Annotated in this window: 16 protein-coding genes; 10 read left to right on the top strand and 6 right to left on the bottom strand. The window is 52.6% G+C overall.

Annotated elements, in window-relative coordinates; translation table 11 throughout:
* Positions 1 to 2: 2 nt before the first annotated feature.
* Positions 3 to 1,139, top strand: coding sequence for a MalM family protein (locus KP814_RS23300; RefSeq protein ID WP_216739027.1), 1,137 nt, complete (start codon positions 3 to 5; stop codon positions 1,137 to 1,139).
* A 15-nt stretch (positions 1,140 to 1,154) separates the two neighbouring features.
* Here the strand turns inward: KP814_RS23300 and KP814_RS23295 are convergent, their stop codons facing one another.
* A complete protein-coding gene (locus KP814_RS23295; protein ID WP_216739026.1) occupies positions 1,155 to 2,231 on the bottom strand; it encodes a polysaccharide deacetylase family protein in 1,077 nt (358 codons plus the stop codon).
* Complete coding sequence (locus tag KP814_RS23290; protein ID WP_216739025.1) at positions 2,228 to 2,896, bottom strand: DNA-J related domain-containing protein; 669 nt, start codon at positions 2,894 to 2,896, stop codon at positions 2,228 to 2,230. Before KP814_RS23290 ends, KP814_RS23295 begins: the two co-directional genes overlap by 4 nt.
* Here KP814_RS23290 and KP814_RS23285 point away from each other — a divergent pair.
* The 8 genes from KP814_RS23285 (at position 2,895) to tssI (ending at position 15,611) form a co-directional block, all read left to right on the top strand.
* On the top strand, positions 2,895 to 3,707 hold the full coding sequence (locus KP814_RS23285; protein WP_216739024.1) for a DUF547 domain-containing protein: 813 nt from the start codon (positions 2,895 to 2,897) through the stop codon (positions 3,705 to 3,707). The two genes, KP814_RS23290 and KP814_RS23285, sit on opposite strands and share 2 nt — an antisense overlap.
* Positions 3,708 to 3,829: 122 nt before the next feature.
* Positions 3,830 to 4,687, top strand: coding sequence for a tRNA 2-thiocytidine(32) synthetase TtcA (ttcA, locus tag KP814_RS23280; RefSeq protein ID WP_216739023.1), 858 nt, complete (start codon positions 3,830 to 3,832; stop codon positions 4,685 to 4,687).
* A gap of 73 nt (positions 4,688 to 4,760) precedes the next feature.
* Positions 4,761 to 5,018: a hypothetical protein gene (locus tag KP814_RS23275; protein ID WP_216739022.1), complete on the top strand. Its 258-nt coding sequence runs from the start codon at positions 4,761 to 4,763 to the stop codon at positions 5,016 to 5,018.
* Between the two features lie 470 nt (positions 5,019 to 5,488).
* Complete coding sequence (locus KP814_RS23270; RefSeq protein ID WP_216739021.1) at positions 5,489 to 6,922, top strand: aldehyde dehydrogenase family protein; 1,434 nt, start codon at positions 5,489 to 5,491, stop codon at positions 6,920 to 6,922.
* Positions 6,923 to 6,996: 74 nt separating this feature from the next.
* Positions 6,997 to 8,664: an acetolactate synthase large subunit gene (locus KP814_RS23265; protein ID WP_216739020.1), complete on the top strand. Its 1,668-nt coding sequence runs from the start codon at positions 6,997 to 6,999 to the stop codon at positions 8,662 to 8,664.
* 137 nt (positions 8,665 to 8,801) lie between these two features.
* Positions 8,802 to 11,534: an ATP-binding protein gene (locus KP814_RS23260; RefSeq protein ID WP_216739019.1), complete on the top strand. Its 2,733-nt coding sequence runs from the start codon at positions 8,802 to 8,804 to the stop codon at positions 11,532 to 11,534.
* Between the two features lie 183 nt (positions 11,535 to 11,717).
* Positions 11,718 to 13,097 carry a hypothetical protein gene (locus tag KP814_RS23255; protein ID WP_216739018.1) on the top strand — a complete coding sequence of 460 codons (1,380 nt, stop codon included), beginning with the start codon at positions 11,718 to 11,720 and terminating at the stop codon, positions 13,095 to 13,097.
* 534 nt (positions 13,098 to 13,631) lie between these two features.
* Entirely contained in the window at positions 13,632 to 15,611 is a 1,980-nt protein-coding gene (gene tssI / locus KP814_RS23250; RefSeq protein ID WP_216739017.1) for a type VI secretion system tip protein VgrG, read from the top strand.
* Between the two features lie 105 nt (positions 15,612 to 15,716).
* Here tssI and KP814_RS23245 read toward each other — a convergent pair whose 3' ends face one another.
* The 4 genes from KP814_RS23245 to KP814_RS23230 all read right to left on the bottom strand — a co-directional run bounded on the left by KP814_RS23245 (position 15,717) and on the right by KP814_RS23230 (position 22,606).
* Entirely contained in the window at positions 15,717 to 16,511 is a 795-nt protein-coding gene (locus tag KP814_RS23245) for an XRE family transcriptional regulator (RefSeq protein ID WP_253938591.1), read from the bottom strand.
* Between the two features lie 103 nt (positions 16,512 to 16,614).
* The gene (locus KP814_RS23240) at positions 16,615 to 18,747 is read right to left on the bottom strand and encodes a carboxy terminal-processing peptidase (RefSeq protein ID WP_371824083.1); all 2,133 of its coding nucleotides are present in this window, start codon (positions 18,745 to 18,747) and stop codon (positions 16,615 to 16,617) included.
* Positions 18,748 to 19,198: 451 nt separating this feature from the next.
* Positions 19,199 to 21,352 carry a 3-hydroxyacyl-CoA dehydrogenase NAD-binding domain-containing protein gene (locus KP814_RS23235; protein WP_216739015.1) on the bottom strand — a complete coding sequence of 718 codons (2,154 nt, stop codon included), beginning with the start codon at positions 21,350 to 21,352 and terminating at the stop codon, positions 19,199 to 19,201.
* Positions 21,353 to 21,397: 45 nt separating this feature from the next.
* Positions 21,398 to 22,606 carry an acetyl-CoA C-acetyltransferase gene (locus KP814_RS23230; RefSeq protein ID WP_216739014.1) on the bottom strand — a complete coding sequence of 403 codons (1,209 nt, stop codon included), beginning with the start codon at positions 22,604 to 22,606 and terminating at the stop codon, positions 21,398 to 21,400.
* Between the two features lie 253 nt (positions 22,607 to 22,859).
* On the opposite strand from KP814_RS23230, the gene KP814_RS23225 reads away from it, so the two are divergent.
* On the top strand, positions 22,860 to 23,126 hold the full coding sequence (locus tag KP814_RS23225) for a late competence development ComFB family protein (RefSeq protein ID WP_011396085.1): 267 nt from the start codon (positions 22,860 to 22,862) through the stop codon (positions 23,124 to 23,126).
* The last annotated feature ends 84 nt before the right edge of the window (positions 23,127 to 23,210 follow it).

Here is a 23,210-nt window from a genome sequence, read left to right as displayed (position 1 = left end):
GCATGAAGACGAGTGCATTACTTCTTTCGTTGACGCTATTCAGTAGCGGCGCGGCGCTGGCGGACAGGTACTACACCTGGGTGGATGAAAACGGTCAGGTGCGCCATGCGCTGATTCGCGATGGACAACCAGTGCCTTCGCCACAGGCGCCACAACAAACACAGCCGGAAGCGCCTCAGCCGACGGCCGAGAAAAGTCCGGCTTCTGCTGAGGCGGCAGTTCCTCCCGTTGAGCCGGAAATTAACGCGGAGGCGACGACTCCCAACCAGACACTGGAAGTCCCTGCTACGAATGATGCTCAGGAAGTTTCTGAAGGGGAGCGGTCCCAGTCTGCGCCGCCAGTGAGCCAGCCTAAATCAAGCCATCGCGAAATTATCGACGAGTCTACCTATATCGATGCGGCGGAGCTGGAAAAACGCGGCTTTGTGCGCGATGGCGATAGCCGTTTTTACACCTGGGTCGACACTAACGGGGTCATGCACACAGAAGAATATAATCCCGCCGACGCCAAGTCCAAGGAGCACATACAGCCTCTGCAACCTGCTCAGGTTGTGGCGGATGAACAACGAATCGAAAAGGCCCGTCTCCCCGAAGGCGCGGACCCCATTGCCGCTGATTTGCTTGGCCTGAACGCGCCGGGCGCGAAGCAGGAGATCGACCTCATTTACGATCGCTGCTGTGAAAACCTGGTGAATGACGAGCGGGTTGAGCTTGAGTTTGATGATGGGGAGCTGTTGGAAATTCGCAAGGACGAGCAGGGCTACAACTTCGGCGTAGGCTACAGCTTGTATCGTGTTGTGGAGATCCCTGAAGGCAGCGCCAATCGATTGTTGCAGTTGCGCGCATATGCGCAACCTGACGCGTTTTACCCATCAGTGTTGGTATTGGATAGCGATTGGAAACCGGTGCGCTTCCTGCAGGATTTGCTCTATATCTACGAGCCGGAAAACTGGTTCCGTTATGGCTATCTGGAAGGTTTTCTCAGGGTAAAAACGAAGGATGAGAAGTATCTCGTCTTGTTGACGACAGGGGCGGATCTCAAAAAGCGCACTGTTGCGGAAGGTGTGGCTGACAAACCGGTTGTTATCAGCCACTCCGCCAGCGGCATACTGCATCTGGCGATTTTGCCCCCTGAGTAGGCGAGAGGGGGAGGGTTAATCCTCAGGGACGGCGGGATTGATCCATGGGAAAGAGCGCCAATAGAACAGTCCGCCGCCAGCCGGCGCTGTGCAGTTGTAGCGGAAGCGGCGGCCTTTGAACGGAGCTGCTCCGACGACGGTCACTTCGTTGTTATCGACTGCGCTATCGAGAAGGCCCTGTCCGCTGCCGTAGCATGTGACCTTTGCGTTCAACTCCGTGCTGAAGCGCAATTGCGGAGGATTGTTATCTGCAATCAGGATGTTCTGTGGCGATAGCATCTGCGCAGGCAGCGGCAATGTGCTCAGCTTTTCTTTTAACTGCGGAACGGAGCTGTAAGCGTTGGAGGCGGGAAAACGGGGCAGAGAGGTCCAATCGCTGTCAGGCCCGATAGGGCCGGAGTGCTGGCCTAATCCGACGTAACCCAATGAACTCACCAACTTTTGCAGTGACGCATCGTATTCGCCGTAAGGGTAGGCGAGTAGTTTGAGTGAGGCGCCAGTCTCTTCCTCGATTCTTTTTTCCGCTTGTTCGATGTTTTGAGTGATGCGCGCGCGCCAGGCGCTGGCGTCCTCATTGGTTTTGACTTCCACCATATGGATGTGGCCCACGCCATGGTTCGCCACCACGCCGCCGTGTTTCCCCATTTCTCGGGCCTGCTCCCAGGTAATGTGCGTGCTGCGGTGATTATCAAGCGCGTCCGGATTCAGGAAAATCGTGAATGGATATCCGCGTTCCTTCAATAGCGGGTATGCAGTTTCGTAGATGCTTTTGTAGCCATCATCAAAAGTCAGCGCGACCGTTTTCTCGGGAAGGTTGCCGTCTTCCTGAAGTGTGCGAATGATCTCCGCCAATGGCAGCACTTGATAGCCATTATCGGCGATAAACTGCATGTGCTGGCGAAAGAGCTCCGGGGTGGTGGAGGTGCTGCGCGGGGTATCGTCGCTGATGTGATGGTATTGCAGTATGTATGCGCGGGCGGGACTTTCTTGAGCCTGGGCTGATGCGCAAAGCAAGACGCCGGCGGCGATGCCAAGCGCCTGAATCCGACGAGTGATTGATGTTGCTGTGAGAGAATAGCGTCCGTTATTCATAGTGAGTAATAAACCTTCAATACTTCATATGCTTCCGTGATGGCTTGAAACAACGCGGTGTCTCCGCCACGGTCCGGGTGATGTTCCATGGCGAGGCGGCGGTAGCGGGCCTTAATCTGTCCTGCGTCGCTATCTGGGGCGCATCCCAGGGTGTCCAGCGCGGACTGCTTTTGATGGGGGTGTACGTACATCAGCCAAAAATCTCTGATCAGCTTTTCCACGTCTGCGGCGCTGGTGTCGAATAGGTTTTTCGAATTGAGGTAGTATTCCGCCAAGGGGTCCGCCGCCACCGGCGCGTTGTGGTTGCTGTGAGCCTCCGCATCGTAGTGATAAAGGGTGATGCGTACGGAGGTCATGGCGAGGACAAGATTATGTTCTTGTAACCATTTGTTTTTCAAGCGATAGAGCGTATGGAACGTCAAGAAGTGGGTCTGAAAAAGATCCAGTGGAGATTGCAGGCAGTTCTCTGAAAAAATGCTATGTGGCGGCGAGGTCAATTGTTTGATTAGGTCGTGTTCGGAAATCATTGCCGGGCCGGGGAGGAGAATCTCTGCGATGGCCTGTTCCAGTTTTTGCGTGAGATAGCGCCAACTGGTCGGTTCGCGGGAACCTTCCGTACCTGCAAGGGTCAAATCCTCTGGTATCTCTGGATGATCAAAACTCATGAGCGTAAGACTATTTTTAATCCTGATTTTTATGGGCTGGTTGTCGGGCGAAGCTGCCGCGGCGCCGAAGGCCGAGTATTGGGGCCTGTGGGACAAGGCCAATGAGCGAAACCCTGCTTTGCTAGATCATAGCACTTGGACCCGTCTTCTGCAGACCCACCTTAGTGAGGATGGGGACGGCTTCGCCAGATTGACTTACGGCAGGTTCACGACGGAAGAGAAGCGTCAGTTGGATAGCTACATTGCCTCACTGACGTCCGTTGATCCCCGCGAGTATTCCAGAAATACGCAAATGGCTTACTGGATCAACTTATACAACGCCCTGACTGTGCAGTTGGTGTTACAACATTATCCGGTAGACAGTATTAAGAAGATTGGCGGCGGCTGGTTTCGTTTTGGTCCCTGGGACGATGTCATCACCCATGTGCAGGGACAGGCGCTGACCTTGAATGATATCGAGCACCGAATCCTGCGTCCTATCTGGAAAGACAAGCGCATTCACTACGCGGTCAACTGCGCCAGCCTCGGCTGCCCGAATCTCTATCCAGAAGCCTTCGATCCAAATCGTCTGGAAGAACAGTTAAATAACGCCGCGCAAAACTTCATTCGCCACCCCAAAGGCGTGGCCTTCGTTAAAGACGGCCTGCGACTGTCCTCCATCTACGACTGGTATCAAAGCGACTTCGGCTCCCGGCAAGAACTCCTTGACCATCTCGCCAGGTACTCCGCGGAGCCGGAGAAAAGCCGACTGGAAAACTATAAGGGCGGCATTGAATACGCCTATGACTGGAAGTTGAATGATGTGCAGTAGGGGAGACCTTGGTTGCCCGTAAATTCAACATTCATTGTTTACAGACTGAACAAAAACTGCACTGGCGTTAGACGGGGGGATTTAGGCTATAATGCGCACCCGTTAACCGGAGGTAGTGAGATATGACGGCGGCTTTTAAGTCAGAGATGGCGCAGCGCGATCGCTTGGAGTTGAACAAACTGAGAAAACTGCTGCGGCGTGAAGTCGGCAGGGCGATTGCTGATTTCAATATGATTGAGGATGGCGATAAAGTGATGTGCTGCCTCAGTGGCGGTAAAGATTCATACGCCATGCTGGACATCCTGTTGAATTTGAAAAAGCACGCGCCTATCAGCTTTGAGGTTATTGCGGTTAACCTGGACCAGAAACAACCCGGTTTTCCCGAACATGTTCTGCCTGAGTATCTAAGCTCCCTGGGCGTTGAGTATCACGTCATTGAGCGCGACACATACAGTATCGTGAAAGACAAGATCCCTGAGGGTAAAACCACCTGCGGTCTGTGTTCACGTTTGCGTCGTGGGATTCTTTACGATTTCGCCGTCGAACATAAGTGCACCAAGATTGCGTTGGGGCACCACCGTGACGACATTATGGAAACGCTGTTCTTGAATATGTTCTACGGCGGCAAAATGCGCGCAATGCCTCCCAAACTGAAAAGCGATGACGGCCGCAATATCGTAATTCGTCCTCTGGCTTACTGCCGTGAAAAAGACATTGAGCGTTACGCTGGCCTGCGTGAGTTTCCAATTATTCCCTGCAACCTGTGTGGCTCTCAGGAAAATCTGCAGAGACAAAATATCAAAATGATGCTGCAGGACTGGGATAAGCGTTTTCCTGGTCGTCTGGAGAACATGTTCCGCGCGGTACAAAACGTGCTGCCTTCGCATTTGTGCGACACCAGACTGTATGACTTCGACAAGTTGGAGCGATACAGTATGGAACCGGAAGAGTTCAACCAAATCAGCGTCCTTAACCTCTAAACAGACATAGAGCAGATGGGCCGAGTTCTTCGGCCCTTATCCGTCTGTATCATCCGCCGGAGAATCAAGCGTCATGACGCCTTTATCGCTAGCCATTCTCAGTATTGTCATCGGCATCTTTCCATTGTTGGTCGCCAGTATGGCGAAGGCGATAGCAAGTTCTTTGGGCGGAACCCTGAGCGAAGCGGATTGCGAGGGTTGCATGCTGTTCGGAAGAGACATCAGCCCGATTCTATACAGAATGTTCGTCTTCGCCTGGTTGAGTATGTTTACGCTTGGTTTGGGCATGCTCGGCGTCATGGGTTCTATTGCCTGGGCTTTGTTGAGTTAACCTTTTCGTCGGCAATTTCATTTATCCATTCTTCTCATGTTGTTCATTTCTATCTGGGCCATGGTCGTCACGATCTGCTTCCAATACTCGCGTCGAACGAAATTAACATATCGTAATGCTTTGATTTAATTGACGGCTTTTATGTCTATCCGGCGCTTAGGTTGTCATGAAGAACAGCTTTTATTCGGCGCGTGCGCTGATATGTTTTTCCCCGCTGAGAAGCGGCCCAATCGGTTAGTTTTCTTATCCTATAGGCGTATCTCGACATACGCTCCTGCGCCGACCGCGGTTTTGCGAGTCGGCTTTTTTTGTCGCCTCTTTTATTGCTTCGACTTATCAGGCTCATAGTCTTTTCCTTTAGGCAAAACATTTTGCGAATGTGTCATACTCGTGCGCTCGAATTAAGCGAGCAGTATCAGGCTCCGCCTTTCGCTTATACGTCAACTGCCTGACAGAAAAAGGACCTGCTTATGTTAGCCAAATCCTATCCCTTCTATCTCGCCAACGAGCCTGTCGCAGATCCTCGCGGCTGGTTGCCGGTCGAAGACAAATATACTGGAGAAGAATTCACCAAAGTTGGCCTGGCCGATCATGATGATATTGAAAAGGCTATCGCCGCTGCGGAAAAGGCGGTGGCTCCCATGCGCAGAATGCCTGGATACAAACGTCGCGATGTGTTGCTGCATACTGTTGCGCGTCTGAAAGAGCGCTCGGAAGAGCTGGCTCAGGCGCTGGTGCGGGAAGCGGGCAAGCCGCTCAAGGACAGCCGTGGTGAAGTGGGGCGTTTGATCGAAACTTTTCAGATTGCTGCTGAAGAAGCTGTTCGCAATAACGGAGAATGGCTGGATCTGGCTTATTCCGCACGCAGCGAAGGCTATCAGGGAATGGTGCGCCAGTTCCCGATTGGCGTCTGTTCGTTTATCACCCCCTTTAACTTTCCTTTGAATCTGGTGGCGCACAAGGTGGCGCCGGCCATCGCCGCCGGTTGTCCTTTTGTCCTCAAGCCAGCCAGTCTCACGCCGATTGGCGCACTAATTTTGGCGGAAATTCTTGCCGAAACTGACCTTCCCAAAGGCGCTTTCTCCGTCGTGCCCTGTAAAAAGGACGACGCCATGGCGCTGATCTCTGATGAGCGCATCAAGCTGTTGAGCTTCACTGGCTCGCCGGCGGCGGGTTGGCCCATGAAAGCGAAGGCCGGCAAGAAAAAGGTTGTGCTGGAGCTGGGCGGCAACGCGGCCTGTATCGTGGAGCCGGAAACCGATCTGGATAAGGCGATTCCACGCGTCCTTTTCGGCGGTTATTACCAGTCTGGACAAAGCTGTGTCAGCGTTCAACGCGTGCTGGTGCAGGAATCTTTGTATGAGGACTTCAAACGTCGTCTGGTGGCTGAAGTGGAGACGTTGAAGACTGGCGATCCCAAAGATGAGGATACCTTTGTAGGTCCGCTGATCAGCCGCAAAGAAGCGGATCGTGTGGCTTCCTGGGTTAGTGAAGCGGTGGAGGCGGGCGCTGAACTGCTGATCGGCGGCGAGCGCAGCGGCAATGTCATTACGCCTACTGTGTTGGCTAATACTCCGCGTCATTGCAGCGCTTATAACGAGGAAATCTTCGGGCCGGTGATCGTGCTGGAAGCTTACAAGACTTTCGACGACGCGCTGCAAGCCGTCAATAACAGCAAGTTCGGCCTGCAAACCGGCGTATTCACCCGTGACGTGGAAAACATGCAGAAAGCCTGGGAAGAACTGGAAGTGGGCGGCGTTATTATCGGTGACGTGCCGTCCTGGCGTGTGGATCACATGCCCTATGGCGGCGTGAAAGACAGCGGCATCGGTCGGGAAGGGGTGCGTTACGCCATGCAGGACATGAGCGAACCACGTTTGCTGGCGATCAAGCGGCAAAGCTGATTGTGTTGCGAGGGATTCAGGCGCAGCTATTGCGCCTGGATACGGAGTACGTGTGAAACCCTGTGGAGAACTGAATGAAAACAGAGCACGGGGGCGAGAAAGCCTCAGACCTATTTGTCAAAGCGCTGGAAAATGAAGGCGTCAAATATATCTTCGGCGTGCCCGGAGAAGAAAACCTGGACTTACTCGAGTCGCTGCGGGGTTCTTCCATTAAGCTGGTGCTGACCCGGCATGAACAGGCGGCGGCCTTTATGGCGGCCACCTATGGCCGGTTAACGGGGAAAACCGGCGTGTGTCTATCGACTTTGGGACCAGGCGCCACCAACTTGGTGACCGGGGCCGCCTACGCAAAACTGGGCGCTATGCCGTTGCTGATGGTGACGGGGCAGAAGCCGGTGAAGAAGTCCAAGCAGGGCTTGTTTCAGATTGTCGATGTCGTGGACATGATGCGTCCATTGACCAAGTTCACCCATCAGATCATCAACGTGAACACCATTCCTTCGAAAATCCGTGAGGCGTTTCGTCTGGCGGAGGAGGAAAGACCGGGGCCCGCGCACCTGGAGCTGCCGGAAGATATCGCTGAAGAAATATCCGACTCCGATGTCATGTTGTTCGAATCCAGCCATAGCCGCCGTCCGGACGCCAATGATCTGAGCATTCAGCAGGCGCTGGAGATGATCCAGAACGCCCGCCATCCGCTGGTGCTGATTGGCGCGGGGGCGAACCGTAAACGAGTGTCGGAAGCGTTGCTGGGGTTTATTGAGAAGACAGGCATTCCGTTTTTTAACACCCAGATGGGCAAAGGCGTGGTGGATGAGCGTCATCCACTGTTTATGGGAACGGCGGCGTTGTCCGATGGCGACTATCTGCATTGCGCCATCGATTTCGCTGACTTGATCATCAATGTCGGCCATGACGTCATCGAAAAGCCGCCTTTCTTTATGGAGCCCGGCGGCAAGAAAGTCATTCACATCAACTTCAATTCCGCCAATGTGGACCGGGTGTATTTCCCCCAGTTGGAAGTGGTGGGAGATATCGCCAATTCGGTTTCCAGGCTGACGCAGTTGCTGGAGCCGGTGAATACTCACGACTTCGAGTATTTCCAGCGGGTTAAGGAAGAAGTTGAGAAACAGCTATGCGAAGGCTCTGAGGACAACCGTTTTCCGATCATTCCGCAGCGGCTGGTGGCGGATGTGCGCAAGGTGATGCCTGATGATGGCGTTATCGCTCTGGATAACGGCATGTATAAGATCTGGTTCGCCCGCAACTACAAGGCGCACATGAATAACACGGTGTTGCTGGACAACGCCCTCGCCACTATGGGAGCGGGATTGCCCAGCGCTATCGCGGCGGCCATGCTGCATCCCGAATTGCAGGTGATGGCGATCTGCGGCGATGGCGGGTTCATGATGAACAGCCAGGAAATGGAAACGGCGGTGCGTCTGGGATTGAATCTGGTGGTGTTGATCGTTAACGACAGCGCCTACGGTATGATTCGCTGGAAGCAGGAACAGGGCGGTTTCCATGATTGGGGACTGAGCTACGGCAATCCTGACTTTGTGAAATACGCGCAAGCCTATGGCGCCTCTGGACACCGCGTGCAACGCGCTGAAGACCTGTCGCCCACCATTAGACAGGCTTTCGCTGAGGGTGGCGTACACTTGATTGACGTGCCGGTGGACTATTCGGAGAACCGTCGTGTGTTGACGGAGGAGCTGGCCAGCAGAGTCTGTCTGGTCTGACCGCTAACCATACTTTTCCCACTTCGGTCCCGAGCCGCCATGGCCGGGACCTGCTTCCACGGGTTTGAAGCTACGCCATCTATAGCCTATAAAATATTCAGGCGAATACCTTATGTGGAAGGACCCCGTCCAACATTATGGCCAAATCCCATTCCGTCGGGACCCTGTTTTATAACCTGCTTACCGCGCTGGCGTATTTTGTCACGGGTAGAATTGGTTTATGGCTGACCACGGACAGCACCTATGTCACCGCTATCTGGATACCTTCCGGCATCGCGCTCGCGGCGGTGCTGCTGGGCGGCTACCGGCTTTGCGCAGGCGTTTTTCTTGGGTCGCTGATCAATAACCTGAGCGTAACTCAGGGTTTCCCCGATGCCGAAATCTGGCCCTGGCAACTGTTCACCTTTGTCGCCATTGGAACTGGCGCCGCCCTGCAGGCATGTTTGGGGCGTTATTTAGTTATTCGCTTCGCGAACTATCCCGGTCGTCTGGCGGAGCTTCCCGAGATCATTCGCTTCCTGATTTTCGCCGGCCCGGCGAGCTGTTTGTCCAACGCCATAATCGGCTGTAGCAGTCTGTTGCTGGCCGGGTTTATCCCCGCAGAAAATTACGCGCGCTCCCTCGGTGTCTGGTGGATTGGCGACACCATTGGAGTGGTGGTTTTTACCCCGCTGATATTGGTGTGGGGGTTGCAGCCTCGCGAGTCATGGAAAAAACGACGTTGGGCGGTGACATTCTCATTGCTCGGAACTTTCTTTCTCGCGACGGTCGCGTTTTTGTATGCGAAATCCTGGGAGGAGAGCAGCTTACGACTGCGCTTTTTCAGTGAGGCCCAGGGCTATTCCGCCGCACTCAATCAGAGCCTGGAGGCCCACCTGGATGTCGCCCGGGCGATAGAAAGAAACCTTCCCGCCAATGCCACAATCGATCGGAGCGGCTTTGAGAAGGCCGTGTTCTGGGCGTTGGAGCGTTACCCGGGGTTTCAGGCCATGTCCTGGAACCCATACATCCGCAGCTATGAGCGGGAGGAGTTTAAAGCCGGGCTGCTAGACGACTACGACGTCGATATGGGAATAGTGACTCGCCTGGACGGTGAACTGCAGCGCTCGCCGGAAAAGCCGATTTATCTTCCTGTGCGTTTTATCTTTCCCTTAGAAAGTAACCGTGGCGCGCTTGGGTTTGATGTGTCTTCCAACCCGTCCCGCCTGACCGCGATCGCTGAGGCCAGGGATTCAAGAAAACCGGTGATGACCGGCCCTATACATCTGGTGCAACAGTCTCTCGACAATATGGGCGCTCTGGTGTTTTACCCGCATTTCCTCAGTAGTGGACACGGCGAAGGCCCAACGCTGTCGCTGACTCCAGGTGGTGAGGAGAGAGACGGGGAGGGAGCGGAAGACACGGATTATCCGGAAGGCTTTTTGGTGGCGGTGTTTCGCATTCACTCGTTGTTGCGGCACTTTACCGAGAGGCTGAATATGGATGGCTATCACATTACCCTTGCCGACATTACAGAGCAGCGCTACTTGATGCATGAAATGACGATTGATAACGGCAAGGTCAGTATGTCCCCGGACATCTCTGAAGAAGAGGTCAATAGCCGCCCTTATCGCTGGGATCATAAATTCTCCGTTCTTAACAGAGAGTGGGATCTGGATATTGCTCCCACCAAGAGCAACATCGCTGCGAACACTTCCATCAACGCCTGGATTGTCTATGTGTTGGGGCTGTTGTTCACTGGCGTCAGTGGCATGGTGTCGTTGTTCTTCAGTGGTCGAACGCTGGCTTTGGAAGCCTTGGTTGGCGAACGGACGGCGGAGTTGAGGCACAGTGAGCAACGCTTGCGGGCCATTTATGAACATACGCCGGATGGACTGCTGACGGTGACGGAAGATGGAAGCATCACGGCGGTGAATCCGGCGGTGGAGAGTTTGTTTGGATACGCCTGTTCCGATTTCGCCGGTCTGAATATTCGGGTTCTGATTCCGGATTTTCATGCGGCTACAGCTGAGACAAATCAAGAGTCTGCTGCTCTGGATGCAGGGCCGGGATACTTGCAGGGCATTCGCCGCAATGGGCAGGACTTCCCTCTAGAGCTGCAAACGGTGTGTCTGTCCCAGACGCCGCCAGCCTCTTATCTTTGCATCGTGCGTGATGTGACCGAAAGGGCGGAGGCGGAGCGCATCAAAGACGAGTTTATCTCCACCATCAGTCATGAGTTGCGGACGCCCTTGACTGCTATAAACGGTTCACTGACGTTGCTGGACGCCAAGATCGCCCTGGCTGCGCCGGACAAGCATGCGCATATGATTGAGATTGCGCGGCGCAATACGGATCGCTTGCTTAATCTGGTTAATGCAATTCTGGACCTGAAAAAAATGGCGTCTGGAGAGATGACCTTGCAGCTCAGTCACTTCAATCTGGCGCAGCTTGTCAGTGACGTTTTGGCGCTCAACCAAGGGCTGACTCATAACGCCGACGTGAGCTTTACGCTGCAGATTCCTTCTGACTGTGCGGTAGTGGTGGAGGCGGATGAGGAACGTCTGACTCAGGTGCTGACGAATCTGATATCCAACGCCGCCAAATTCTCGCCTCCGCATTCAGAAATCGCGGTTGCAATTACGCTGGAAAACGGCGAGGCGCGGGTTTCCGTCACAGATAAAGGGCCTGGCGTACCGCCGGAATTTCAAAACCGCATATTCGGTCGCTTCGCGCAGGCCGATTCCTCCAACACTCGCAACAAAAGCGGAACCGGTCTTGGCCTTAATATTTCCAAAGCCATTATCGAAAGGCATGGCGGCAAAATCGGCTTCCACAATAATCCTGGCGGGGGTTGTACGTTCTATTTTGAGATGCCGGTGCTTGCTTGAACTAAACGGCGAGTCGTTCAGTTTACAAGTTACCGCCAGATCTGCTTACCGCCTAGAGACGGTAGCGTCAAGAAAGCTGAGTTCGCGCTTGATAACCGATAACATGCAACCAATTTGTTAAGCGCGCCGTCAGTCATGACAGGCAAAGGGCGCGCTGTTACTCAATTGGGAAGCGCAGGCGCTATGGCTATCAAATTTACTACCTCGACAATTGCGAACGGCGTGAAAGGCGCCGTGCAGTCCTCCAAGGAGGCGCTGTCCAATCTGATGTCATCGGTGGATGAGCAGTATCAGCGTGTGAAGGAAAGCGTCGGTAAGCTGCAGTTATTTTCCTCAAGCCAGACCGCTGCGTCCTTGTATGAGGATGTGGATGAGAAGCTCTACTTTATTGTTCCTTTCCGTCTTGCGGAGCAGGGTTATGTATTGCACACCATGCGCGTGTTGCCGCCGGGCGTTCCGCCGCTTAACAGTCTTCCCAAAAAGCGTATCTTCCACGCGCCGTCGAACTGCTCCAGAGAAATGATTCAGCACTTGATTGTAGAGCCTATGCTCGCGGAAACGCCTCCACCTGAGGATGGCAGCGGGTTTGGTCAATATCTGAAAGAGGTGGCGAACAATATCGACCGGGTAGAAAACAAAGTGACAGGCGGCCTGCTATTGGTGGGAGGTTTGGTTGCGATGATCAACCCGGTGACGGCGGCGGCTATCGCCGGACACGCCTTACTGCCCACTCTGGCTAAATACGGACTGAACAGCGCAGGCAAGAAACTCAATGCGTTGAACGCCGAAAAAGAGGTTGAGCTGGCGCGGGCGAAACTGTTAAAGGAATTCAGCGAAAGTGGGGTGGAGTATCTGGAGAACCCGATACTGACGGAGCTTGTCCTGGCGCTATCGACCTCGGCTGAAGAGCACGATCCGGCGACCTTTGATCTCCAGCAACACCACTTCAATAACCGCGACAACGCCAAGCTTATCCATCTGACATGCGCATGTATTTACGATGTTTACGCAGATCTGCTCAAGACCAGGCGCAAATGGCGCGACGCCGGACTCGGCGCTGAAGATATTCAATGGATCAATCAATTGGGTCTGGAGGCGGACCACTATCGGTCCCTGATCAAGTCAAAGGGAATGCTTGATTGGAAAGCCTCCAAGCAGCGCCTGATGATGCGCTTGAGCGACATGGGACTCAACGAGACCAGAGCGTTAGTCGGGGAGATAGACCATCTTATCGATTATCTGCTGCCCTACATTAGTCGCCAGTCTGTCTTTCAGGATGACAAGCATGACTTCCAGAAACTGGTGTTTTCCTGGTTGCCGGAATACATCAATTACTTTTTGAGCATGCCCACAGACAAACTGCTCGAAAAAGAGGGCGATGCTGAGTCACTGGCGGACCGCTTCATCGCTGAGATCAGGCTCCTGCAGGTTAACTTGAAAGAAATGTCCGCTTCCGTTTATCTCAACAAGTCGACATCAATGGTCAATCTGGGCGATTTCTTCAGATATAAGTTTGATCGCTCGGGCTCGATCGCCATGGACAGCGAGAAAGAGCGCGGCTGAGGAGTTGATGCCTCTTATTATAAATATTGCCTGGGATACTTTGATGGAGTAGTCCTGCTGGAGATAGGGTGGTTTAGTTAAAAATTTCATCCCTATGGCTGGTGTAGGCGCCACTCCCGATGAGATAGAATCTATGCCGTTTTAATGCTGGGCGCCCGGCATTCATGCGTTATGCGCTTAATATGTCGTTGCATTTGTTACTCTGGAAATCAGTGCAGAGTCAGTGCTCCTTAGCTTGATCAATAGCCTGGGCGCAGAGGGATGAACTTTTTTGATGCTTCTCCATTTTATATCTTCTGGATATGCCTTTTCACAAAAGTCAGCGTCCAAAAATCCGTAAAAAATCAGGTATTACTGACGGCTTTCAGTTTGTTTTGACGCTCTGTTTGTAATGGTTGATAAGTGATCGGCCCTTGATTTATGCAAGATGGGCGACGGTCATATAGAATTGCAGAAAACCGAATTTGAACTTGGCCTCTAATCAATCAAAATGAGGCGACAAAAAATTAATCATGCTGATGGAAGGGTTAGACCATGGCGGGACCGAAGCAAGATAAACAGCTCCTGACGATTAAGTCTCCGTTAGGGGCGGATGTGCTTGTAATGAAAAAACTCAAGGTAACGGAATGCCTGTCAGAGCCGTTTGAAACGACTGCGACGGTCTGGAGTACAGATTACAACATTGATCCAAACGCTATCGTTGGTAAAGAAGTTACCATCAGCGTGCATGCGGACCCTAGTAAACCCAGGCACTTTTCGGGCATCGTAACCCAGATGTCCGCACACCAGATTGAAGAGAACCATTATAGAGAATACAGGCTCAAGATGGTTCCGTGGTTTTCCCTGCTCAAGTATCGTCGCGATTGCCGGATCTTTCAGGAACTGACCGTTCAAAAAATTATTGATAAAGTCTTTAGTGAATTAGGGTTTTCAGATGTTAGCTGGCGCTTGCAAAAAACATATGAAAACCGGGTTTATTGCGTGCAATATCGTGAGACCGATTTCGACTTCGTCTCACGCTTGTTGGAGGAAGAGGGGATCTATTACTACTTCCAGCACGAAGAAGGCAAGCATACGCTGGTGCTTAGCGATAACGCCAAAGGGTATGAATCGGTATCCGAGTCCTCTTTGGATGTCACCGACGGCGCTCACACGAAATTCAAAATCAGCAGCTGGGAGCATGCGTACCAGCTTGTCAGCGGAAAAGTTTCTCTAACGGATTATAACTTCGAAACCCCCGCCACCAGTTTGGCGGTTTTTCAGGGTACTAAGGTCAAGCTGCCTAATATCAGTAAGTTTGAAGTTTATGATTACCCTGGCGAGTATGCGCAGAAAGGGGAGGGCGATGGTTACGCCAAGACCCGTATGGAAACATTGGAGAGCGGCTATTCACTGGTTAATGCGGAAAGCAATTATCCTTCGATGTGTTCAGGTTATATCTTTACGGTAGGGGTCCATCCTGACTCGAAGGAAAGTAAAGAAAAGTATGTTGTCGCCAGCGTGACGCATAACGCGGAAGAGGGGAGCTATCGAGCTGGTGTTGAATCCGCGCCGCATTATTCCAACTCATTTCAATGCGCCCCCAGCACAACGATTATGCGCCCAACTCTGAAGACGCCAAAGCCTGTAATAAGCGGTACACAAACGGCGTTGGTTGTCGGTCCGTCAGCGGATGAGATTTATACGGATGAGTTTGGCCGGATTAAAGTTCAGTTTTATTGGGATCGCTTGGGCAAGAAAGACGACAAGAGTTCCTGCTGGATTCGTGTTGCGCAGATATGGAGCGGTAAAAACTGGGGCGCGCAGTATATTCCGAGAATCGGTCAAGAAGTGGTGATCTCCTTCCTAGAAGGGGACCCGGATCGACCTCTTATTATCGGGAGCGTATACAATGCGGAGCAAATGCCTCCCTACGAATTGCCAGCGAAAAAGACCCATACCGGCGTTAAGTCACGTTCTTCCAAGGGCGGTGGGACGGAAGACTATAACGAAATTATGCTCATCGACGAAAAAGGCGAAGAGCTGATTCGTGTCCACGCTCAAAAAGACAGAGACATTACGGTTGAAAACGACGATACAGAAAGCGTCGGAAATAACCAGTCCATCAGTGTCGTTAAGAATCAGACTGAGGAAGTTGGCGAAAACCGTACTATCAATATCGGTAAAAACGACAGCCTGACTGTTGGTGAAAATCAGAGCATTGATATCGGTAAAAACAAAGATGAAGTCATTGGTGAAAACTCATCGCTGAATGTCGGCAAAAATGTAACGGTTGAGATTGGTAAGGACCGTACTGAGTCGATTAAAGGCAAGCACACTGAGTCCATTACCAAAGAGTACTCGGTTGACGCCAAGAGTGTTCAGATCACGGCTAAAGACGAGATTACCTTGCAGGTGGGTAAAGCCAGCATCACCATGAAAAAGAATGGCGATATCACTATCAACGGCAATAAGATAAATACCAAAGCCTCGGGCGTGATTACCATGAAAGGTAGCCAGATCAAGGAAAACTAATCCGGTAATCTTCTGTATTTGTTCTGTTCATGATCGCGCTCCTTATAGGGGCGCGATTTTTTTGAGCCTTATATCTCCCCGATATACGCGGCTGATCTCCCCCCCTTATTCTTTTTCTGACTTAGGCTCGCCAGAGGGCTTGGTTGTAGTTGTCTTTTCGTTGTGAGGAGGATGTGTCTCTTCCGACGTTGGTTTCTCCGTCTGTCTGGCGTCTTTATTCGGTTTGCTGAGCTGCTCGTTTTCGGCGACAAAGTGCAGGCCCATTTCAAATGCCTTTTGAGTAAACTCCAGCACTTTGTCAAAACCTTCATCGGATAGCTGACGCGCTGCGTCATGGCGGCGATAGATGTTTATAAATTTGCGCTCACGCTCATACTGCAGCGGCAGTCGACCCAGCCCCCAGTCATTCAATATGCGCCACAACTCTGGGTTATAGGTGCGTGTATATTTGAGGATAAAAGGGACGGGATCATTGCGGGCCAGTAGAGCCGCCAGGCGAAGAATGAGCTCGAATGAAATCGTCGCCGTACCATTTTCGACCGCTTCCCACAGGCTTTTGTCTTTTAGGCTTAAGGAATCACTGAGTTCATGGATAGTGAGGCCTGCAACTTCACGTAAGTCTTTCAGAGACTGCCCTGCGGCGGCCATAAGCTTCAACTGGTCCTGATTTTTCAGGATGGTTTTGCCGACGCGAATGGAGCTATCGGTGGTTAACTTGGCGATTTTCAGGGCGGAGGAGGTTAATTCACTGATGCGGTTAAACCAGCTGCTTTCATCGCCTTTGGCTGCGGTGGTTTTGGCTTTTGTTGAAGACTTGTGCGTTGCAGGCATTGAGGCGCTGTCCTTGGCGTCTGTCCTGGCTGGTGAAGCGCCGGACTTCTTGGGAATGTCTCCAGACATAAGATGACCTGCAACGATGAATATCTTGTTGCACTGTCGATTAAAAAGTGAATGAAGTCAATGACGTTAGCAGAATCAGGCTTCTGCTAACGTCAGGATGGGATTAGCTTTTAGAGTCCGCGATTTGCTGTTGCATGGTTAGCACGTCCACCAGAATTTCGCCGGTCTCACGCGCTACAAAATCGAGATCTTTCTTCGAGGGCGCTTGCGCCGATTGTTCTTCCTGATAGGTCTCGTACTCTTTGTAATTCTTAAACTGATTCTCTTTCTTGGCCGCGCGCTTCAGGTTGACGTAAGCCAGCTCACGATCCTGCAGTTTTTTCAGTTCCTGTTTGCGGACATCCTCGCGCAAGGAGATGGTTTTTTGCGCTTTGGTTTCTTTTAAGAAGTCGATTTCCTGCAGTAAAGCCTGGTACTCGGCATTTTTCTCCATGCGGGTATCATGGTTTTTCGCTAAGTCTGAAATCAGTGGACTGAAGTTGCCATATCTGCGGTGTGCGACAGCATCGATATGGTCCCAGGGCAGGGCTTGCGGTAATGCATCTTCACCGATCTCACTCTTGTCGATTGCGGATGGAATAACGACATCCGGAGTGACGCCTTTATGCTGAGTGCTGCCCCCTGAAATACGGTAGAACTTGGCTTCAGTAATTTTCAGTTGGCCATGGCTTAGGCCGCGTACAGATTGGACGGTTCCTTTACCGAAGGTCTGTTCGCCAATGATAACGCCGCGTCCGTAATCCTGAATGGCTGCTGCGAAAATCTCAGAAGCGGAAGCGCTCATGCGGTTAACCATGACTGCGAGAGGGCCGGTGTAGGCGATTTGCTCATCCGGGTCGTCGTAAACACGCACGCGGTTGTCTGCTGTGCGCACTTGCACCGTTGGGCCTTCCTGAATAAAGAGGCCAGTCAACTGAATCGCTTCCTGCAAAGCCCCGCCGCCATTATCGCGTAGGTCAATGATCAGGCCGTCAATGCCCTCGGCTTTCAGCTCATTGAGGAGCTTATTCACGTCACGCGTGGTGCTGCGATAGTTCGGATCGCCTGCCTGCATTGCGCGGAAATCGGCGTAGAAGGTGGGGATATCGATAACGCCTAACTTGTATTCGCGTCCGCCACGATTGATGTTAAGAACGTGCTTTTGAGCGGATTGATCTTCCAGGTCCACTTTATCCCGTACGATGTTGATGATACGGGTTTCTGAGTCGTTACTGGCGGTGGCGGGAATAACTTCCAACCTTACCACAGACTTTTTAGGGCCGCGGATCAGGTCCACCACTTCCTCCAGGCGCCACCCCACGACATCGACGATTTCGCCTTTGTCGCCCTGACCAACGCCAACGATACGGTCAGCAGGTTTGAGCTTGCCGTTCTTATCGGCGGGACCCGCCGGCACTAATCTGACGACCTTGGTGTGCTCGTTATCCGATTGCAATACAGCGCCTATGCCTTCCAGCGACAGGGACATATTGATATTGAAGTTTTCGGAGTTGCGAGGCGAAAAATATTGGGTATGAGGATCGTAAATATTGGTCAGCGCATTCATATATGCCTGAAATACGTCCTCTGAGCGGGACTGCCTGATACGACTTAGCTGACTTTCGTAACGCTTACGCAGGCCGTTGCTGATGTCTTCGTCGGTTTTGCCCAGCAAGCGTTGACTCAATATGGCGCTCTTCAGACGTTTGCGCCAGAGGTTATCAAGCTCGCCCTCGGTCTTCGCCCAGGGCGCTTCCTCTCTGTCGATGAGGATTTCTTCGTCTTTTTTGAAATCCAGTTTATCGACGCCGGTGTCGAGCAGGCCGGTAATGTAGCCCAGGCGGCCGACAATGCGTGACTGAAAGCGATTGTAGATGCGGAAAGCGGGATCAAGCTGACCGGATTTAATGGCGCCATCAAGTCGATATCGATAGTTTTCAAACTCGTCGATGTCGCTTTGGGTGAAGTAGATGCGCTGTGGGTCGAGATATTTTATGTAGTTATCCAACACCTCTGAGGATACTTCGCCATCTATTTTCAGGCTGCGGTAGTGAGCGTACTGCAGTTGTCTGGCGATATCCCTGCTGGCTTTTTCCTGGTCCGCGGTAGGGGACAGGTTGAGATAGTCCGGGTTTTCCGTCTTGGCTCCAGAAGCGACGGCGGCGTTGCCGGCCAGCGCCAGTGAGCACAGGGAGGTAAACAGGACAGCGTAGAGACTGCGGCGTTGTAACAAAAACATATGTTTAAACTTATTCACGACTAAATCCGGGATAATTGTGCAAGGGTATAAATACTCCACAGCTTTTATACAGTATTAACACTTTGATTGTAGGCCAGATACGAAGTTCCAACTAGTATCTATTCATCACCAATTGTAAGCCTTTGCAATGGCGGACAATCAAAAGCGAATTCAGTCTGCATCTGCTGGAAATGCCGATGAAGTTTTACACTCACCTAGTTTCTAGAGTTAATGCTGGGTTGCAAAAAAGCAAATGACAATCTATTCATAATGGCCGCTAATTGCCTAAGGTGTGAAGAGGCGCTCAGGATAGGCGCTAGGTGCGATGAAGCAGGGGGCGAATTGGTAGAAAAGTAAGAATGTGGTGTTTTTTACTTTTCTAAACGACGTACGTCCCCTCTAGCGAACATTGGGCTTCGCTGGAGGGGGCGGCAATATTTTGCGTTTATTGAGCTGAGTTAAATGGGCGCTACTCGAAAATTGCGCCTTTCTCCGCTAGTGATACCAGTAATGCGGGAGGCGCGAACCGGTCTCCATGGCGATCGCGAAGATAGTTGGCGCGCTCGACAAACTGGCGCAAGCCGTATTGGTTGGCGTACTGGATAGCGCCCCCTGTCCAAGGGGCGAAGCCCAAGCCGAAGATGCTGCCAATGTTGGCGTCCTTAACCGAGCGTAAAACGTTTTCCTCCAGACAACGCATGGTTTCCAGCGACTGAATGAACAGCAAGCGGTCCTTTAGCTCTTGCAGGTCGGTGTTTTGAGTTATCGTCATGTCGGTATATTTTTCCACGAGCTTTGGCCAAAGGTGTTTGGCGCCCTGTTGGGGATACTCGTAGAAGCCTGCCCCGGCGGCTTTACCTTTACGCTCAAACTCGCTCACCATCGCGTCAATTACCTGTTCTGCGGGATGTGGGGACCATTTGCCGCCATTCGCCTCAACATCCTTGCGGGATTGATCTCTGATATGAGTCATCAGGGTCAAACTGACTTCGTCTGACAGAGCAAGCGGCCCGACCGGCATTCCTGCAAGCTGCGCGGCGTTTTCGATGGCGGCGGGATGTACGCCTTCCGCCAGCATGGCGACGCCTTCATTGACGAAAGTGCCAAAGACGCGTGATGTGAAGAAGCCTCGACTGTCGTTTACAACGATAGGGACCTTGCCGATCTGCATGACAAAGTCGAAGGCCTTGGCCAGGGTTTCTTGTGAAGTGGACTCGCCTACAATGATTTCCACTAACTGCATCTTATCCACAGGGGAGAAGAAGTGCAGCCCGATAAACTTCTCTGAGTCTCTGGAAGCCTGAGCGAGTTGTGTGATGGGAATAGTAGAGGTGTTGGAGGCGAAAATACCCTCTCGGCGTAGCATCGGCTCGCTTTCCTGGGTCACCTTGGCCTTCAATTCACTGTTTTCAAATACCGCTTCAATAATGAGGTCGCACCCCTCCATTAAGCTGACGTTAGTGGTGGGCGTGATGCGGTCGAGCACGTCTTGCTTTTGAGGCTCTGTCATGCGTCCCTGGCTGACCTTTTTGCCAAGAATTTTATCGGAGTAGGCTTTGCCTTTTTCCGCAGAGGCTTGCTCTACATCTTTGAGTACGACTTGCAGCCCTCTTTGCGCGCAGGCGTAGGCGATGCCTGAGCCCATCATGCCAGCGCCCAGTACGCCGACTTTGCTCATTTTGTGTGTTGGAATGTCTTTCGGACGACTTTGTCCCGCCTTTAAATCATTTAGCTGAAACCAGAAGGTTCCAATCATATTTTTCGCCACCTGGCTGGTGGTGAGATAGGTAAAATAGCGGGACTCTATTTTCTGGGCGGTGTCGAAGTCTACCTGCGCGCCTTCTACAGCGGCGGACATGATGGCCACCGGGGCGGGGTAGCAACCCTTGGTTTTGGCTTTCAATATGGCGGGAGCAATCGCCAGCATCTGCGCCACTTTGGGGTTGCTGGGCGAGCCTCCGGGAATTTTGTAGCCCTTTGCATCCCAGGGTTGTTGGGGAGATGGGTTTGCTTTTATCCAGGCGCGCGCGGCGTTAATAAGCTCCTCAGGACTTTCGGCCAGCTCATGCAGCAGGCCCATCGATAAGGCTTTTTGCGGGGATAGCTTTTTTCCTTCCAGTAGAAGAGGGAGCGCTTTTTCCAGGCCCAGATATCTAGGGAGACGGACGACGCCGCCTCCGCCGGGCAATAACCCTAGCGTTACCTCCGGCAAGCCCAGTTCAATTCGTTCGTCCGCCAATGCGATACGTGCATGACAGGCCAGCGCCAGTTCCCAGCCCCCGCCCAGGGCGGCTCCATTGATCGCCGCGACGACAGGTCGCCCCAACAGCTCAAGTTGGCGCAGAGGTTGGGTAATGCTTGTTGTCAGCATGTCCAGGAAGTCCTGGGCATGTTCTTTATTTACCTGAATCAGCTCTCTCAGGTCGCCACCGGCGAAGAAGGTCTTCTTGGCTGAAGTAATGATGACGCCAGCAATATGTTCCTTGTCTTGCTGCAGGCGTTGCAGAGTGTCGCGGAAAGCTTCGCGGAACTCCGCATTCATGGTGTTGGCGCTCTGGCCGGGCATGTCCATGGTCAGAAGGACGATGTTTTCTTGGTCTTTTTCGTAGCGTATGGCAGTCATGTCATCTCTCGCTTGTCATTGTCCGTTAGTAGTGTCTGACGCTGTTCAGAGTCGTTCGATGATGGTGGCGATGCCCATGCCTCCGCCTACGCAAAGCGTGGCCAGACCATATCGCAGCTGACGGCGCTCCAATTCGTCCAGCAATGAACCAAGTATCATGGCGCCTGTCGCGCCGAGAGGGTGTCCCATGGCGATGGCTCCGCCGTTCACATTGACCTTGTCGTCAGGGACGCCCATTTCTCTCTGAAACTTAAGGACAACCGCGGCGAAGGCCTCGTTCACTTCAAATAGATCTATATCGGATACGGACAATCCTGCTTTTTGCAGTGCTTTGCGGGTGGCGGGAGCCGGTCCCGTCAGCATTATCGTGGGATCTGAGCCGGTGACAGCCGTCGCTACGATACGAGCGCGGGGCTTCAGACCCAGTTGATCGCCTTTTTGCTTTGAACCGATCAATAGCGCCGCTGCGCCGTCGACAATGCCGGAGGAGTTACCGGGGGTATGCACATGGTTGATACGTTCAACGAAGGGATATTTCTCCTTCGGTACGAAGTCGAAACCCATCTCTCCCATCATCTGGAAGGACGGCTTCAATTGCGACAAGCCCTCCAGTGAGGTTTCTGGGCGAATCAGTTCGTCTTCTTCCAGCAGGATAAGGCCGTTCCGATCTGTCACCGGAACAATGGACTTTTTGAATAGACCCTGACGTCTCGCCTCTGAGGCTTTGCGTTGAGAGTTCACTGCAAACTCATCCACCTGCGCGCGGGAAAATCCTTCTATCGTCGCGATCAAGTCGGCGCTGACGCCTTGTGGAATAAAGTGGGTGCGTAAATTGGTGGCCGGGTCCAGCGCCCAGGCGCCGCCGTCGCTGCCCATGGGAACCCGTGACATGGATTCAACGCCGCCCGCAACCACCAGATCCTCCCATTCGGAACGGATCTTCATTGCGGCAAGGTTCACCGCCTCTAGGCCTGACGCACAAAAGCGGCTCAATGTGACGCCTGCCGCCTCATTGCTCCAGCCGGCGACAAGGGCGGCGGTTTTGGCGATGTCCGCTCCTTGATCTCCGACGGGAGTCACGCATCCCATCACAATATCGTCCACTTGTTGAGTGTCGAGTTGGTTGCGTTGCTGCAATGAGCTCAATATCCCTGCGAGCAGGTCGACGGGTTTTACTTCGTAAAGGGAGCCGTCTTTTTTACCTCGACCACGCGGCGTGCGAACACTGTCATAGATGAAAGCGTCTGTGTCCATGAATCGTACCTTCTTGTTTTATTGAACGCTGATGACGTTATTTACCATATGCGAGGGGCCTTTGCGGAGAAATGACAGGAACAAACAACCCCATTGGCGAAAACATCCAGTTTGCTCAGGCATGCGAGCCCGCAATGGCGAGGCGAACGGTCTGGTCTATTATTAAGTCGGAGCGAAGGTCAAATATGAGTTGTGGCTGTTCGCCCGGAATCCAACTGCAGGTGTGAGATGAAAGGGGTTATCAGGAGGCGCTATGTCTATTCTCGACAATGTTTATAACTATTATGAAAAATTGGTGTTGGAGGAGCTGGCCAAGCAGATGGAAGGGCAGGAGCCTGATGAGGATTTTCTGACTGATGCTGTGTGTGTTGCGTTAAACCACTTGCCCGCCCGTTATTTTCGCCACGGTGTGGATATGGCGTTCTACCTTTCTTCGGATGAGTTCTTGAAGATGCAGGAGGAAGTCGTAGGCGCCGTCGCCAAAGCTGTCACATATGTAAAAGAGGGGCATCGAGACTAGGTATTGTCGAGGTCGAGCTATAGCGGCGTTTGCCGCAGCCCTCCGCCGCAATGATTAGCGGCGGCGAGGCTTTGGCCTGATCAA

This window comes from Hahella sp. HN01 (assembly GCF_018986435.1).
Lineage (GTDB): Bacteria > Pseudomonadota > Gammaproteobacteria > Pseudomonadales > Oleiphilaceae > Hahella.
Note: the sequence above shows the minus strand (reverse complement) of the source record. Positions and strands in the feature narration are given on the sequence as shown.

Bases quoted from the DNA above. Each gene is read 5' to 3' on its own strand.
- KP814_RS23235 (WP_216739015.1), bottom strand. From the start codon at position 21,352: ATGACTGCCATACGCTACGAAAAAGACCAAGAAAACATCGTCCTTCTG.
- KP814_RS23265 (WP_216739020.1), top strand. From the start codon at position 6,997: ATGAAAACAGAGCACGGGGGCGAGAAAGCCTCAGACCTATTTGTCAAA.
- KP814_RS23295 (WP_216739026.1), bottom strand. From the start codon at position 2,231: ATGAATAACGGACGCTATTCTCTCACAGCAACATCAATCACTCGTCGG.
- KP814_RS23270 (WP_216739021.1), top strand. From the start codon at position 5,489: ATGTTAGCCAAATCCTATCCCTTCTATCTCGCCAACGAGCCTGTCGCA.
- KP814_RS23275 (WP_216739022.1), top strand. From the start codon at position 4,761: ATGACGCCTTTATCGCTAGCCATTCTCAGTATTGTCATCGGCATCTTT.
- tssI (WP_216739017.1), top strand. From the start codon at position 13,632: ATGGCGGGACCGAAGCAAGATAAACAGCTCCTGACGATTAAGTCTCCG.
- KP814_RS23230 (WP_216739014.1), bottom strand. From the start codon at position 22,606: ATGGACACAGACGCTTTCATCTATGACAGTGTTCGCACGCCGCGTGGT.
- KP814_RS23255 (WP_216739018.1), top strand. From the start codon at position 11,718: ATGGCTATCAAATTTACTACCTCGACAATTGCGAACGGCGTGAAAGGC.
- KP814_RS23300 (WP_216739027.1), top strand. From the start codon at position 3: ATGAAGACGAGTGCATTACTTCTTTCGTTGACGCTATTCAGTAGCGGC.
- KP814_RS23290 (WP_216739025.1), bottom strand. From the start codon at position 2,896: ATGAGTTTTGATCATCCAGAGATACCAGAGGATTTGACCCTTGCAGGT.
- KP814_RS23260 (WP_216739019.1), top strand. From the start codon at position 8,802: ATGGCCAAATCCCATTCCGTCGGGACCCTGTTTTATAACCTGCTTACC.
- KP814_RS23245 (WP_253938591.1), bottom strand. From the start codon at position 16,511: ATGTCTGGAGACATTCCCAAGAAGTCCGGCGCTTCACCAGCCAGGACA.
- KP814_RS23285 (WP_216739024.1), top strand. From the start codon at position 2,895: ATGAGCGTAAGACTATTTTTAATCCTGATTTTTATGGGCTGGTTGTCG.
- KP814_RS23225 (WP_011396085.1), top strand. From the start codon at position 22,860: ATGTCTATTCTCGACAATGTTTATAACTATTATGAAAAATTGGTGTTG.
- ttcA (WP_216739023.1), top strand. From the start codon at position 3,830: ATGACGGCGGCTTTTAAGTCAGAGATGGCGCAGCGCGATCGCTTGGAG.